This window comes from Bradyrhizobium sp. USDA 3256 (assembly GCF_054058275.1).
This window is the reverse complement of the sequence record NZ_JBSSAE010000002.1, coordinates 3,916,883-3,931,226: the sequence shown is the minus strand read 5'-3', so window position 1 is coordinate 3,931,226 and position 14,344 is coordinate 3,916,883. Positions and strand designations below refer to the sequence as shown.

The window sequence follows — 14,344 nt, the reverse complement described above, 5'->3', positions numbered from 1 at the left end:
GGCAGTTCGAGTGGCCCGGTTGCCGCGACCGTCCATGGCTGCCTGGGATCAAGGAGGACGACATGGCTACCTATGAGAACAGTTCCACGATGCTCCGCGGCCTGCCTGGCCCGCCTTTATGGGTCTGCGTTCTGCTGGGCCTCGTCATGATCGCCGCGGGCCTTCTGGTCCTGGGAGATGTCGCGCTTTTCACCGTGATCAGCGCCATCTTTATCGGCTGGACCGCCATCGTTGCCGGCGGGTTCGAAATCCTGCACGCCTTCTGGACCAAGGGCTGGGGCGGATTCGTGTGGCAGCTTCTGCTGGGGGTGCTCTATCTTGCTTGCGGAATCGTTCTGCTCAGCCAACCGGTGACGAGCGCGCTGCTCCTGACCTATGCCCTCGGTCTCATGCTTTTAGTCTCCGGGATTGTGCGTATGCTGATCGGCATCCGCCATTGGCAGCAGTCCGGCTGGATCATGCTGGCATCCGGGCTGTTTGGCGTTCTGGCCGGCCTCGTCATTCTGACGGGATTTCCGGCAACCGGGCTGTGGGTGCTCGGGCTGCTGCTGGGGATCGATCTGCTGTCTCATGGCATCGGATGGCTGAGCTATGCTTTGCAGCCTGCCGCCAGAGCGGCTCAATAGGACGTCGATTGTGAGGGAGCGGCAGAACTCTCATTAATCGTCTGAAATCAAGTCGGCTCCACGCGAGATCAGTGACGGTCTCGCGCGATGCGCCATCGGGGGAGAGTGGACATGTCAGGTTTGCGGAAGGGCGTCAGAGTTTCGGCGCTGGTTGCGTCGATTGTGATGAGCCTCGTCGCCTTGCTGCCGGCGCAAGCCCAGCAGGATGGCGGCGTGCTGTTCCAGAACGTGCGAATTTTCGATGGCAGGAATGGCGCGCTGTCCGGGCCGTCCAATGTGCTGATCCGGAACAACAAGATCGAGAAGATTTCGACTGCGGCGATCGCGGCCGAGGCTCAGCTGATTGCCGGCGACGGACGGGTGCTGATGCCCGGGCTGATCGACGCGCACTGGCATGCATTGCTGGTACGCCCGACGCCGGCGGCCGTGATGGCGAGCGACGTTGGTTACACCAATCTTCTTGCGGCCGCCGAGGCAACGGCCACGCTCATGCGCGGCTTCACCACCATTCGCGACATGGGCGGGCCGGCCTTTTCCCTCAAGCGCGCGATCGACGAAGGTCTCGTCGCCGGTCCCCGCATCTACCCATCCGGTGCCATGATCACCATCACCGGCGGCCATGGCGACTTCCGGCAGCTGTCCGATCTGCCCAGAACGATCGGCGGCATGCTCAGCCGCATGGAGAGGATAGGCGGCGCCATGGTCGCGGACAGCCCGGACGAAGTTCGCGTGCGCGTGCGCGAGCAGCTCATGCAAGGGGCTACACAGGTCAAGCTCACGGCGGGCGGCGGCGTGGCGTCGCCGTTCAGTCCGCTCGATGTGTCCACGTTCACTGAACCGGAGTTGCGTGCCGCGGTAGATGCTGCCGAGAACTGGGGTACCTATGTCGCCGTACACGCCTACACGCCGGTCGCGATCCAGCGATCGATCGCAGCGGGAGTCAAATGCATCGAGCATGGTCATTTGATGGACGACGCGTCGGCCCGCCTGATGGCCGAGAAGGGAATTTGGCTGAGCACCCAGCCCTTCCTCGATCTGTCGGGCGCGAGTGCTCTTGGACCTGCGGAGCAGGACAAGATGCGGCAGGTCGTTGCCGGCACCGACAGGGTCTACGGCTTTGCCAAGAAGTACAAGTTGAAGACGGCCTTCGGTACCGACGTCTTGTTCTCGAAAGCGCTCGCTGACCGGCAAGGCGCCATGCTGGCAGCCCTCACGCGATGGTACACGCCGGCTGAAGCGCTCATCATGGCGACATCGACGAATGCCGAATTGCTCGCTTTGTCCGGGCTTCGCAATCCATATTCGGGCAAGCTGGGCGTGGTGGAGGAAGGTGCGCTCGCCGACCTTCTGCTGGTCGAAGGCAATCCGATCGACAACATCAAGCTGATCGAAGATCCGGCGAAGAACTTCCTGGTCATCATGAAAGATGGGAAGGTTTACAAGAATCTTCTTGGTGGTGACCGGAACAGGTAGGCGGACATGATCACAAGGCGGGCCAAGCGGCAGCGTTAAAGCCGATATGGCTGCCGACCTTGGCCGGTGGAGCAGCGGTCGCCGGAACGGCAAGGGCAGTCTCCTACCGCCGAAACTGCGTCAGAAACATCCGCAAGGAATCGTGCGGGCTCTCGACATCCGAAATCACCCAGCCGTCGGGACCGTTGACGACGATGAAGTTGAGCGTGACGGCGCGGCCTTCATTGTCGAATGTCACCGTTACGTCGGTCCTGTCGAACTGCCGGCGCGGGATTGCGATCGAGATCGGGCCGAGCCGCCAGGTCGGGCTCTGCACCAGAAAATCGTAGGGCGCATCGTGCAGCGCGGTCCAGGCACCGCGCAGGGTGGGATCGAAGAATCGGCGAGCGGTTTCCTCGTCACGCGGCAGGCCGTTGGAATATTCGGCGCTGCCTCGCCCATAATAGGCGTAGACGTTGCGGATCAGGGATTCCGGCGAACGGAACCCGGCACAGGCCGTGGCGGCGGCGAAAACCGCCGCAACCAGCGAAAAACCCGCAAGGAATTTGCCGCGTCCCATCAGCTTTATTTGCCGTTGCCCCTGACATATCTTGCAGGGAAATCCCTTTGAACGAAAGCTACCCGGCGCGATGCGCGACCTTTTCGACGATGTCCCAGAACAATCTCCGTTCGATCCGCAGGAGGCGGTGCGGCGCCACATTCGCACGCCCCAGCGCAAGCGGTTCTACACCAGCGCCGGCGTCGCCGAGGCCGACGGCGAATTTTCGATCACGCTCGACGGCAAGCCGATCCGCTCTCCGTCCGGCAAGCCGATCGCGGTGCCCACGCGGCCCATTGCGGACGCGGTGGCGGCGGAATGGAATGCGCAGGGCGAGACCATCGATCCCATGACCATGCCGCTGACGCGCCTTGCCAACAGCGTGATCGAGGGGGTGATTGATCGCGTCGACGAGGTCGCCGACGATGCGGCCAAGTTCCTCGGCAGCGACCTCTTGTTCTACCGCGCCGGCCATCCAGAGACGCTGGTGGCGCGCGAGGCCCAGCACTGGGATCCGATCCTGTTCTGGGCCGCCGACGCGCTCGGCGCCCATTTCGTGATGGCCGAGGGGGTGATGCATGTCGGCCAGCCCGAGCCTGCGATCAAGGCGGCGCGGGCGGCGTTCCCGACTGACCCATGGTCGGTCGCGGCACTCCATGTGGTGACGACGCTGACCGGCTCGGCGCTGCTGGCGCTGGCGCTGGCGCACGGTATCCGCGACGAGGACCAGGTCTGGGCCGCGGCCCATGTCGACGAGGACTGGAACATCGAGAAATGGGGCGTCGACGAGGAAGTCGCCGCCCGCCGCGCCGCCCGCCAGCTCGATTTCAAGGCCGCCGCCGGCGTGCTCAGGGAGCTGGCGCCGGCGGCCGGTTAACGAGGGGTTTACGGCGCCGGGCTAGCCTGCGGCTCGTTCCTCGCGCCTGGCCGAGACCTCCGACATGGCAATCGCCATCAATCCCGTGCTGCCGGTGCTCGCCTCGAAGGAGGCGGACAGCGTTGCGCCGGACCTCACGCTGGAGGCCGGCAGCGTCGTCAATGCGCAGGTGCTGAAGGTGCTGTCCGCCGATCTGGTGCGGATCGCCATCGCGAGCCTGTCGATCGACGTCCAGACCGAAGTGCCGCTGCAGCAGGGCCAGAACCTGCAGCTTGCGGTGTCGCAGACCAATGACGGCATCCGCCTGCAGCTGGTCGGGCCGGGCCCGGACACCGGCGACGCCGTACGGCTGTCGCCGGCAGCGGCCAACGCTGCCGCTGCCGCCCAGCCGATCGCCACGGCACCGAAGCCTGTATTGACGCCGCTGGAGCGCGTCACCATCACCGCGGCGGCGCAGACTGCGGCGGCAGTGCAGGGCAGCCAGGCGCCGCTGTTCGCCAATCTTGCCGCGGTCGCTCCCACCAATCTGCCGCCGAAGCTGCAGGCCGCGATCGCGCAGGTGCTGGCGCAGCAGACCGGCCTCGACGAGAATTTGAGCGGCGATGCGGTCAAGGCCGGCTTGCAGAAGTCCGGCCTGCTGTTCGAGGCGATGCTGGCGGCGGGCATTACGCCCGCGAGCGGCAGCGCGCCCGATCTGAAGGCCGCGCTGATCGTGCTGCGCCAGGCGCTGACCTCGCTCAGCGCCGGTGATGCCGGCAGGCCGCCGTCCACCACATCGCTCCAGCAACCGGCGCTGGCCAGCGCCGCGACGGCGCCGAGCCTCGTGCCATCAGGCACGCAAGACCTCGACGTTCAGGAGATCCTGCTGCCGCAGGCCCGCCTGCCGGTCGCCGAGGATGTCAGCCGCGGCGCCACAGGGCTCGCAGGCGCGCTCGCGGATGCGCTCGATGCCGGCCCGTCCTCCGGCGGCGCGCTCAATCTCATTCAGGAAGCGCTGCACGAACTCGGCAACCCCGCACGGCAGGGCGCCGCGCCGAGGGAGATGCTGCCGGGTGAGTTGTCCGTACGCGGCAACACACCGCCGCCGCCATTTCACGGCGCGCTGCCGTCGGCGCAGGCCGTCGCCGAGCCGTCGATCGCCCCAAACACGCCGCTCGCGACCGCCGCGCATCGCCTGCTGGAAAACACCGACGCCGCGCTGGCGCGGCAGACGCTGCTGCAGGTCGCCTCGCTGCCGGACCGCGGCGACGCTACGCGCCCGCAGCTCGACGCCATGCTGCCGCGCTGGAATTTCGAGATCCCGTTCCTGACCCCGCAGGGCACGGCGATGGCGCAGTTCGAGATTTCCCGCGATGGCGGCGGCAGCGCGGTCGAAGCCGCCAAGCGGGTGTGGCGCGCGCGCTTCACGCTCGACGTCGAGCCCGCCGGGCCGGTGCACGCGCTGGTCTCGCTGAACGGCGAGCGCACCTCGGTGCGGATGTGGGCCGAGCGTCCCTCGACCGCCGCGCAACTGCGCGCCGGCGCCTCCGAGCTGAGCCAGGCGCTGACCAGGGCCGAGCTCACGCCCGGCGATATCGAGATCCGCGACGGCAGCCCGCCGCAACCTGCGCCCGCGCGCGCCGGCCATTTCCTGGACCGCGCATCATGAGCGAGGCCAACAACCAGCTCGCGGTCGCGCTGCATTACGACCACGCCGGCGCGCCGCGCGTGGTGGCGAAAGGCAAGGGCGCGATCGGCGCCAAGATCATCGAGGTCGCCAAGGCCAACGACATTCCGATCGAGGAGAACGAGGTCTTGGCCGGCGCGCTCTCCAATGTCGAGCTCGGCGACGAGATTCCGGCCGAGCTCTACAAGGCCGTCGCCGAGGTGCTGGTCTTCGTGCTGCGGATGTCGGGCCGGGCGCGCTAGCGATCGCGTTTTCGAGCGAAGCGGGCACCGGTTCGCGTGAAGAAAACGCGACAAACAAGTGAGTCTTCTTGCCATCCTTTCACCACGATGGCATCCACCATCGTCGTCAACGCGAACCTGCCCAGGACTTGTCGTGATCCATCGCCGTCATGCGCTCGGTCTGCTTGCTGCCGCCGCGATCCTGCCGTCGCGCAGCTTCGCCAACGTGTCCTATCAGCGCAGCGAGTTTCGCGAGGAGCTGCAAAAGCGCTTCTTCGAGCTCGGCACCGAGGGCACCTTCGTCGGCTACAAGGTCGAGGACTATCTGATCATCGCCAGCGACAAGGTCCGCTCGGGCGAGGGCAAATTGCCGGCCTCGACCTTCAAGATTCCGAACGCGCTGATCGCGCTCGAGACCGGCGTGGTGCAGGATCCCGACAAGGACGTCTTCAAGTGGGACGGCACAACCCGCAGCATCGAGGCCTGGAACAAGGATCACACGCTGCGCTCCGCGCTCGCGGTGTCGGCCTGTCCGGTGTTCCAGGAGATCGCCCGCCGCATCGGCGAGGAGCGGATGAAGAAATATCTCGACATCATCGACTACGGCAACCGCGACATCGGCGGCGGCATCGACCAGTTCTGGGTAACCGGTAATTTGCGGATCGATCCGGTGCAGCAGATCGATTTCCTCGACCGGCTGCGCCGCGGCGTGCTGCCGGTCGGCAAGCGCAGCCAGCAGCTGGTGTGCGACATTCTCCCGGTGACGAAGGTCGGCGCCGCCGTCATTCGCGCCAAGACCGGCTTGACCGACAAGGAGCACGGCTCGCTCGGCTGGCTGGTCGGCTGGGCCGAGAAGGGCACCGACATCACCGTGTTCGCGATGAACATGGACTGCAAGACGCAGGCGCAGATCGATGCGCGGATGAGCGTCTCGCAGCAATGCCTCACCGATATCGTCGCGCTGTGACGAGCTGACCTGCGCGCACCGCGGCTGGTCGACGCTGTGCGGCTCGACTAGCATCCTCCGATAAATCAAAGCGGAGGAATCATGCATTCAGCAACAGTCTGGCTCTCGTCGCTCACGCTGGCTGCGGCCGGCGGCTGGCTCGCAGCAACCGTGTTTTCGGTGCCGGCCACCAGCAAGGAGCCGCGCTTCCCGCAGCTCACGATGGAGCAGCTCAGCGACCTGCAAAAACCGCTCGGCGAGCAGATCATGAAGGTCTCGAGCGTCGGCATCGGCGGTCCCTACAATCCGATGATCCGGAGCCCGGTGCTCGGCCAGCGCCTCTACGATCTGTTCTACTATTTGCGCTGGCAGACCTCGGTGCCGACCAGGCTGAACGAGTTCGCGATCCTGATCATCGGCCGGCAGTGGCGTTCACAGGTCGAGTGGTTCGCGCACGCGCCGCTCGCCGCCAAGGCCGGTCTGCCGCCCGACGTCATCGCCGAGCTGAAGGCCGGCAACCGCCCATCGAAGATGGCCGACGACGAGGCGGTGGTGTACGACTTCGTCACCGAACTGACCACGACCAAGAAGGTCTCCGACGAGACCTATGCGCGAGCCAAGAAGATTTTCAACGATCAGCAGATCGTCGACCTCACCGCAGTCGCCGGCAATTACGTGATGGTGGCGATGATCCTGGCGATGGCTGAGGAGACAGTGCCGCCGGGCAAGGAGGAGCCGTTCAAGGTGGGTGAGAAGTAGGGCGCCGCTGCTGGCTTGCGCGCGATGGTTTGGACTCAATCGCTTTGGTCGCGGGTTCGATTCACCTCTCCCCGCCGGGGAGAGGTGAAGTACCGCCGCTGCCCCAGTTCGATCTCATCATGCCTCAGCGCCCGATCGCCCGCTGCAAGGTCGGCATCAGTTTCGGGTCGCGGCATTGCGCGACGTTGAAGCGCATGAAGGCGGCGGCCGTCTGCGAGGCGCTGAACACGTTCCCCGGCGCCAGCACGACATTGTCCGCGAGCGCCAGCCGCGCCACGTCGGCCGAGTCGCACCCGTCGGGCAGATGGCACCACAGATAGAAGCCGCCGCGCGGCATCAGCCAGGGTGTGACGCCGATGCGCTGCAGCTTGTCGCCGACGTCGCGGCGGGCGCGAGCAAGGCGTCGGCGCAGCTCCTCGACATGCTTGCGATAGAAACCGCTCGACAGCACGCTGGCGATGATCTCGGTCGCGACCGCGCTGGGGCCGCCGAAACCGGTCGCGACCTGGAGATCGACGAGATCCTCGATCCAGTCCGCGCGCGCGGCGATGAAGCCGCAGCGCACCGATGCCGACAGCGTCTTGGAGAAGCTGCCGATCCGGATCACGCGGTTCAGGCCATCGAGCGCGGCGAGCCGCGCCGACGGCTCGGGCTCGAAGTCCGCAAAGATGTCGTCCTCGACGATGGTGAGATCATGGGCTGTGGCCGCGTTCAGCACGCGGTGCGCGGTCTGCGGCGACAGCGTCGCACCGGTCGGATTATGCAGCGCCGAATTGGTGACATAAAGCCGCGGCCGCTCGGCGGCAAGCGTCGCCTCGAAACTCGCGATATCGGGGCCCGATGCCGTGTAGGGCACGCTGACAATTTTCACCTGATGCGCGCGCAGCAGCGCGCGAAAATTGAAGTAGCAAGGATCGTCGACCAGCACGGTGTCGCCCGGCCGCAGCAGGAAGCGGCAGACGAGATCGATCGCCTGCGTGCCGGACGCGGTCAGCAAGAGCTGCTCGGGCGGCACCTCGAGGCCCTCGTCGGCAAACCGTGCCATCAGGATCCGGCGCAGCGTGAGCGAGCCGCGCGTCGCGCCATAGTCGGAGAGCACGGCATCGTCGGCCCGCGCCAGGCCGCGCAACGCGCGCCGCAGCGCTTCGGTCGGCATCCACTCGGCGGGCAGCCAGCCGCAGCCGGGTTTGAGCGCGCCGGTCTCGGCATCGAGCGATTGCCGCGACACCCAGAACGGATCCACCGCGCGGTCGCGCTGCGGCTGGTCCTTGGCGAGCGCGAGCGGCGGCAGCGCCGCCGAAGAGACGTAGAAGCCGGAGCCGGGCCGGGCGCGGATCAGGCCCTCGGCCACCAGGCGGTCATAGGCCTCGACGACGGTGGAGGGCGACACGCCCATGGTCGCGGCCAGGCCGCGGATCGAGGGCAGACGGTCGTCGGCGACCAGCGCGCGGCTCGCCACCTTGGCGCGGATCGCGTTCATCACGTCGGCGGTCCGCGTCGCCTTCGCTGCGTTGGATTGCGGCGCATCGGATTGCTGTTGCAAGTGTATGCCTACCTTTGCCCATACAGTTTTGCAGTATTGTACTGATCTGTAGCTGCCTTGGCGAGCCTCCGCCGGCTATGGTCGGCGTTCGGAAGTGAGGTACGATGGACAAGGCTTCGATCGACGGCTGGGGCAGCGGCCTGCTCGGCGTGATTATCTTCAGCGGCTCGCTGCCGGCGACCCGCGTGGCCGTGGCCGGGTTCTCGCCGCTGTTTTTGACTTCGGCGCGGGCGGCGATCGCGGCGCTGCTCGGCGCCGCGCTGCTGGCGGTGCTGCGGCAGCCCTGGCCGCAGCGCAAGGACCTGGTGTCGCTGACCATCGTCGCCCTCGGCGTCGTGATCGGCTTTCCTCTGCTCACCGCGCTCGCGCTCCAGCACATCACCTCGGCGCATTCGATCGTGTTCATCGGGCTGCTGCCGCTGTCGACCGCCGTGTTCGGCGTGCTGCGCGGCGGCGAGCGGCCGCAGCCGCTGTTCTGGCTGTTCTCCTGCATCGGCAGCGCGACGGTCGGCGCGTTCGCCCTGTCGAGCGACGGATCGGCGTCGCTGACCGGCGACCTCCTGATGGTCGCGGCGATCATCGTCTGCGGCCTCGGCTATGCCGAAGGCGCGGCGCTGTCGCGGCGGCTCGGCGGCTGGCAGGTGATCTCCTGGGCGCTGGTGCTGTCGGCGCCGGTGGTGCTCCTGATGACGATCATGACGCTGCCGCCGAGCTGGCAGGGCATCGGTGCGCCGGCCTGGCTCGGGCTCGCCTATGTCTCGATCTTCAGCATGCTGGTCGGCTTCGTGTTCTGGTATCGCGGCCTTGCGATCGGCGGCATCGCCAGCGTCGGCCAATTGCAGCTGCTGCAGCCGTTCTTCGGCCTCGCGCTGGCCGGCCTGTTGCTGCACGAGCAGGTGCCGTGGTCGATGATCGCGGCGACCCTGGCGGTCGTGGTCTGCGTGGTGTTCGCGCGCCGCTTCGCTTAACTGTTCTTCAGAGGGGCACACATTGCTCCATCCACGTCATTGCGAGCGAAGCGAAGCGATCCATCGCTCTGCAATCGGAGAAATGGATTGCTTCGTCGCTATCGCTCCTCGCAATGACGGCAGTGTAAAGCATCACTGGAACACCCGCGTCTGTCAGCTCAGCTTGAACAGCGCCTGCAGGAAGTCGCTGACCGCCTTGCGGGCCTCGAGCGCGGTGGTTGGGTTGCCGCCGACATGCGGGCCGAGCTCGACGCAGGCATCCTTGTAGCTGAACGGCGCCTGGGTCGATGCATTCATCAGCACGCCGCCTTCGCCTTCCCTGATGGTGCAGTGGCGCACGGTCTGCGATCCCGTTGCTTCCACCACCGTGTTGTTGCCGATCAGGCCGGCGTCGAAGCCGTGCGCGGAATCGGGATACTCGGTCAGCACCACGTCGCGCTTGGCTGCTTGCAGCCGCGCGACATAAGCCTTGCAACTCGCTACCGGGTTATAGTCGTCGGGCGTGCCGTGAAAGATCCGGATCGGCCGCGCCGCGACCTCGGTGTCGGTCAGATAGCCGGTCGAGCAGTCCGGATAGAACGGGATGTAGGCCGCGAACTGCACGCCGGACTTGTTCCAGAGCTTGTTGAAGCGGTCGAGGCTGGCATAGAGCGTGGCCTGGCCGCCGCGCGAAAATCCCATCAGCACGATGCGCTCGGGGTCGACCCGCGGATGCTTCGCGAGGATCTCCAGCGAATGGTAGATGTCGACGATCAGGTTGAGCCGGCCGAGCAGGGCTTGGTTCGGCCCGGTCGCGGTGAGGCCGCGGCCGGAGAAGCCGTCGATCACGAAGGTCGAGATGCCCATGCCGTTGAAGTGGCGCACCCAGCCGTCCATCCCGGCGCCGACGCCGCTCGAGCCGTGCATCAGGACCACGACCGGCAGCCGGCCGCTGCCTTGCGCGATACGGAATTCGCCGCCGACGGTGACCGCCTTGCCGTTGCTGTCGCCGTTCAGGAATTGCTGGTCGGAGATCGTCAGCGAGGGGATGCCGTAGATCTCGGTGCGCGCCGCGATCTCCTTCGGAATCTGCTGCGCGCTGGTCTCGATGCAGGTGAACAGCACGGCGCAGCAGAACAGGATCGCGGTCGCGGCGAGGCGCCAGTCGGTCAGCATCGATTCCCCCCCGATGTTGTCTTGATTGGCCGCGACTACAGCAATCGACGCGCACGCTGTCAATTTGACCGGCCGTGCGTGACGTCAGGAAGCGGGCGTTAGGCGGGCTCCTGCGCTTTCCCGATCCGCCCGAGATGGGTGAAGCCGAAGCCCTTGGAATATTTCAGCCCGTAGCCGAGCGCGCGGTCGATCCCGATATGGGCGAGCCAGATCATCGCGATCGACAGCACCAGCGGCGCCGCGGCGGCAAAGCCCAACGTCATCAGCGCCACAGGCGCCAGATAGCTGTGGGCGGCGTTGTAGACGATGGCGCCGACCCGCGGTCCGGCGAGATAGGCGGCAAAGCTCAAATCCGGCACCAGGAACAGCAGGACATAGACTAGCCACGAGCCCTCCCATTGGGCATAGAGCACGGTCATGCCGAGGAACAGTACGAGGCCCTCCAGCCGAAGCAGGGTGCGCACCCCGCCGGTCGGTGCGCCGGTCTCGACCGTGGCCGTGCTCGTGTCGGTCATCGCCATCTCCCCAGATATCGGAAAATCCTACCGTTTTTTGCGCCCGAACCCGGCCACAACCGCCTTTCCGGTTCCGAAATGGCCGTGCTAAGCCATTTCCGAACCTCGGCTCGCGCCGGGACGCGGACTGTAGCTAACACGGGCGGAAACAAATGAAAGATATCCTCGATACCCTCGAAGAGCGGCGCGCCGGCGCCAAGCTGGGCGGCGGCGAAAAGCGCATCGAGGCGCAGCACGCCCGCGGCAAGCTGACCGCCCGCGAGCGGATCGAGCTCCTGTTGGACAAGGGCTCGTTCGAGGAATTCGACATGTTCGTCGAGCACCGCTCAATCGAGTTCGGTATGGAGAAGATCAGGATCCCCGGCGACGGCGTCGTCACCGGCTGGGGCACGGTCAACGGCCGCAAGACGTTTGTCTTCGCCAAGGATTTTACGGTGTTCGGCGGCTCGCTCTCCGAGACCCACGCGCTGAAAATCACGAAACTGCAGGACATGGCGATGAAGGCGAGGGCGCCGATCATCGGCCTCTATGACGCCGGCGGCGCGCGCATCCAGGAGGGCGTAGCTGCCTTGGCGGGCTATTCCTATGTATTCCGCCGCAACGTCATCGCGTCAGGCGTGATCCCGCAGATCTCCGTCATCATGGGCCCCTGCGCCGGCGGCGACGTCTATTCGCCCGCGATGACCGACTTTATCTTCATGGTGAAGAACACCAGCTACATGTTCGTCACCGGCCCCGACGTGGTGAAGACCGTCACCAACGAGGTGGTGACCGCCGAGGAGCTCGGCGGCGCCTCGGTGCACGCGACACGCTCCTCGATCGCCGACGGCGCGTTCGAGAACGACGTCGACGCGCTGCTGCAGATGCGCCGGCTGATCGACTTCCTGCCGTCGAACAACACCGACGGCGTGCCGGAATGGCCGAGCTTCGACGATATCGGGCGGGTCGATATGTCGCTCGACACGCTGATCCCCGACAATCCGAACAAGCCCTACGACATGAAGGAGCTGATCCTGAAGGTCGTCGACGAGGGCGACTTCTTCGAGATCTCGGAGACCTTCGCGAAAAACATCGTCACCGGCTTCGGCCGCATCGCCGGCCGCACCGTCGGCTTCGTCGCCAACCAGCCGATGGTGCTGGCCGGCGTGCTCGACTCGGATGCGTCACGCAAGGCCGCGCGCTTCGTTCGGTTCTGCGATGCCTTCAACATCCCGATCGTCACCTTCGTCGACGTGCCGGGCTTCCTGCCGGGCACCGCGCAGGAGTATGGCGGCCTGATCAAGCACGGCGCAAAGCTGCTGTTCGCCTATTCGCAGTGCACGGTGCCGCTCGTCACCATCATCACCCGCAAGGCCTATGGCGGCGCCTTCGACGTCATGGCCTCGAAGGAGATCGGCGCCGACATGAACTACGCCTGGCCGACCGCCCAGATCGCCGTGATGGGTGCCAAGGGCGCAGTCGAGATCATCTTCCGCTCTGACATCGGCGACCCCGACAAGATCGCCGCCCGCACCAAGGAATACGAAGACCGCTTCCTGTCCCCCTTCATCGCCGCCGAGCGCGGCTACATCGACGACGTCATCATGCCGCATTCGACCAGGCGGCGGATCGCACGGGCGCTGGCGATGCTGAAGGACAAGAAGGTGGAAATCCCCGCGAAGAAGCACGACAATCTGCCGTTGTGAGGAGAGCATAGGGTGGGTTAGCGCAAGCGTAACCCACCATCTTCGCTCCGCACGATCCGTGGCGGGTTGCGGCTTCCGCCTGACCCGCCCTACAGGTTCGAACTTGATGACCGAAGACGAGCCGACCGACGAGATCTCCGAGATCGAGGCGCAGATCGAGGAGCTTGCCGAGAGCGCCGAGCGCTCCCGGCGGATCATTCTCGGGTCGAAGGTCGCGATCGCAGGCGGGTTCGCGTTGCTGGCAGTCGCGCTGCTCGGGCTGCTGGGCGCCGGTCAGACTGCGGCACTCGGGTCGATCGCGCTGGTGCTCGGCGGTATCGTGTCGCTCGGCTCGAATGTCAGCACGTTGCGGCAGACCGAGGCCGCGATCAGCACCGCCGAGGCGCGCCGCGCGCGCCTGATCGGCAACATCGACCTGCGCCTGGTTCACGACGCGCCGCTGAAGCTGATGTGAGGCGCGGCGGGCGCGCAAAGCGGCGCCGCAAACTCAGTGTCGTCTCGGCGAAAGCCAGGACCCATTGCCCCAAATCTGAATTGTTGCGCGACGCTGGGGCCGCGATCCCGTTCATCATCAAATGCGGTGGTTATGGGTCCTGGCTTTCGCCAGGACGACGATCGTGTGTGAGGAACCCGCACCGTCATCGCCAGGTTCGCCGCCTCCGCTCAAGCTTCGGCGTGAAGGGGATGCATGGCCTCGTCGAAGCCTTGGCGAAGACGGGACCGGGCGATCCAGTACGCCGCGGTTTCTCGGCTCAAGCACCGGCGTCTCTGGAATACTGAATCACCCGCATGCGCATACGCGGGTGATGACACCGTACAGGCTGTTTGAGATGTGAATCGGAATCTCACCGACGTCGTCCCGGGCAAGCGGAGCGCGACCCGGGACCCATAACCACAGTTGGTCGTGATTGTACCGTGCTGGGGCTACAGCTTGCCGCAACAATGCAAGACTGTGGTTATGGGTCCCTGCTTTCGCAGGGACGACGAGCGGAGAGAGCACTGCACGCGGCCTTACTTCGACGCCAGCGGCACGTAGTCGTATTCGCCGACGCCTTGCAGGATCAAAAAGGTCAGCGACGTCGTGCCGGCATTGGTGACGAGGTGAGGGCGGGTCGGGCGGACAGCGTAGACTTCGCCGACCTTCAGGTTCACTTCCTCCTTCGGCTCCTGCAGGAACAGCCGCATCTGGCCCTCCAGCACGTAGAAGGTGTCGGAGATGTTGCTGTGGGTGTGCCAAGGCACCTTCTGGGTCAGCGAGAGTTGCAGCTCCATGATGCGGAAGCCGGGGCGGGCGGCGTGCTCGGCGCGGCGCTCGACTTCGTAGAGACGGCTGGCGTCCTTGACCGGTTGTCCTGGCTTCATGGCGGCCTCC

Annotated in this window: 15 protein-coding genes; 10 read left to right on the top strand and 5 right to left on the bottom strand. The window is 65.9% G+C overall.

Annotation, left to right across the window (positions count from 1 at the left end; all coding sequences use genetic code 11):
- Window positions 1-62 precede the first annotated feature (62 nt).
- The gene (locus ACVWY5_RS20320; protein WP_028335483.1) at window positions 63-626 is read left to right on the top strand and encodes an HdeD family acid-resistance protein; all 564 of its coding nucleotides are present in this window, start codon (window positions 63-65) and stop codon (window positions 624-626) included.
- Between the two features lie 165 nt (window positions 627-791).
- Entirely contained in the window at window positions 792-2,099 is a 1,308-nt protein-coding gene (locus tag ACVWY5_RS20315) for a metal-dependent hydrolase family protein (RefSeq protein ID WP_028352164.1), read from the top strand.
- 103 nt (window positions 2,100-2,202) lie between these two features.
- On the opposite strand, the gene ACVWY5_RS20310 is transcribed toward ACVWY5_RS20315, so the two are convergent.
- On the bottom strand, window positions 2,203-2,658 hold the full coding sequence (locus tag ACVWY5_RS20310; protein ID WP_038377669.1) for a hypothetical protein: 456 nt from the start codon (window positions 2,656-2,658) through the stop codon (window positions 2,203-2,205).
- 70 nt (window positions 2,659-2,728) lie between these two features.
- On the opposite strand from ACVWY5_RS20310, the gene ACVWY5_RS20305 reads away from it, so the two are divergent.
- From ACVWY5_RS20305 to ACVWY5_RS20285, 5 genes are all read left to right on the top strand, one after another.
- Window positions 2,729-3,514 (top strand): ATP12 family chaperone protein, encoded by a 786-nt coding sequence (locus ACVWY5_RS20305; protein WP_028335486.1) that lies wholly within the window; start codon window positions 2,729-2,731, stop codon window positions 3,512-3,514.
- Between the two features lie 64 nt (window positions 3,515-3,578).
- Window positions 3,579-5,162, top strand: a complete 1,584-nt coding sequence (gene fliK, locus ACVWY5_RS20300; RefSeq protein ID WP_028335487.1) for a flagellar hook-length control protein FliK — start codon at window positions 3,579-3,581, stop codon at window positions 5,160-5,162.
- A complete protein-coding gene (locus ACVWY5_RS20295) occupies window positions 5,159-5,422 on the top strand; it encodes an EscU/YscU/HrcU family type III secretion system export apparatus switch protein (protein ID WP_028335488.1) in 264 nt (87 codons plus the stop codon). The genes fliK and ACVWY5_RS20295 overlap by 4 nt, the downstream gene beginning before the upstream one ends.
- A 133-nt stretch (window positions 5,423-5,555) precedes the next feature.
- On the top strand, window positions 5,556-6,368 hold the full coding sequence (gene blaOXA, locus ACVWY5_RS20290; protein WP_028335489.1) for a class D beta-lactamase: 813 nt from the start codon (window positions 5,556-5,558) through the stop codon (window positions 6,366-6,368).
- An 81-nt stretch (window positions 6,369-6,449) separates the two neighbouring features.
- On the top strand, window positions 6,450-7,106 hold the full coding sequence (locus ACVWY5_RS20285; RefSeq protein ID WP_028335490.1) for a carboxymuconolactone decarboxylase family protein: 657 nt from the start codon (window positions 6,450-6,452) through the stop codon (window positions 7,104-7,106).
- Between the two features lie 124 nt (window positions 7,107-7,230).
- On the opposite strand, the gene ACVWY5_RS20280 is transcribed toward ACVWY5_RS20285, so the two are convergent.
- Window positions 7,231-8,586, bottom strand: a complete 1,356-nt coding sequence (locus ACVWY5_RS20280; RefSeq protein ID WP_028335491.1) for an aminotransferase-like domain-containing protein — start codon at window positions 8,584-8,586, stop codon at window positions 7,231-7,233.
- Between the two features lie 167 nt (window positions 8,587-8,753).
- Between ACVWY5_RS20280 and ACVWY5_RS20275 the strand changes: the two genes are divergently transcribed.
- Complete coding sequence (locus ACVWY5_RS20275; protein WP_028335492.1) at window positions 8,754-9,617, top strand: DMT family transporter; 864 nt, start codon at window positions 8,754-8,756, stop codon at window positions 9,615-9,617.
- Between the two features lie 153 nt (window positions 9,618-9,770).
- Here ACVWY5_RS20275 and ACVWY5_RS20270 read toward each other — a convergent pair whose 3' ends face one another.
- Window positions 9,771-10,772 carry a dienelactone hydrolase family protein gene (locus tag ACVWY5_RS20270; protein WP_028335493.1) on the bottom strand — a complete coding sequence of 334 codons (1,002 nt, stop codon included), beginning with the start codon at window positions 10,770-10,772 and terminating at the stop codon, window positions 9,771-9,773.
- 98 nt (window positions 10,773-10,870) lie between these two features.
- On the bottom strand, window positions 10,871-11,287 hold the full coding sequence (locus ACVWY5_RS20265) for a DUF4260 domain-containing protein (RefSeq protein ID WP_028335494.1): 417 nt from the start codon (window positions 11,285-11,287) through the stop codon (window positions 10,871-10,873).
- A 152-nt stretch (window positions 11,288-11,439) separates the two neighbouring features.
- On the opposite strand from ACVWY5_RS20265, the gene ACVWY5_RS20260 reads away from it, so the two are divergent.
- Window positions 11,440-12,972, top strand: coding sequence for an acyl-CoA carboxylase subunit beta (locus tag ACVWY5_RS20260; RefSeq protein ID WP_431014773.1), 1,533 nt, complete (start codon window positions 11,440-11,442; stop codon window positions 12,970-12,972).
- Window positions 12,973-13,078: 106 nt separating this feature from the next.
- Window positions 13,079-13,426, top strand: a complete 348-nt coding sequence (locus tag ACVWY5_RS20255; RefSeq protein ID WP_028338231.1) for a hypothetical protein — start codon at window positions 13,079-13,081, stop codon at window positions 13,424-13,426.
- A gap of 557 nt (window positions 13,427-13,983) precedes the next feature.
- Here ACVWY5_RS20255 and ACVWY5_RS20250 read toward each other — a convergent pair.
- Window positions 13,984-14,334, bottom strand: coding sequence for a cupin domain-containing protein (locus ACVWY5_RS20250; RefSeq protein WP_028338230.1), 351 nt, complete (start codon window positions 14,332-14,334; stop codon window positions 13,984-13,986).
- Window positions 14,335-14,344: the final 10 nt, after the last annotated feature.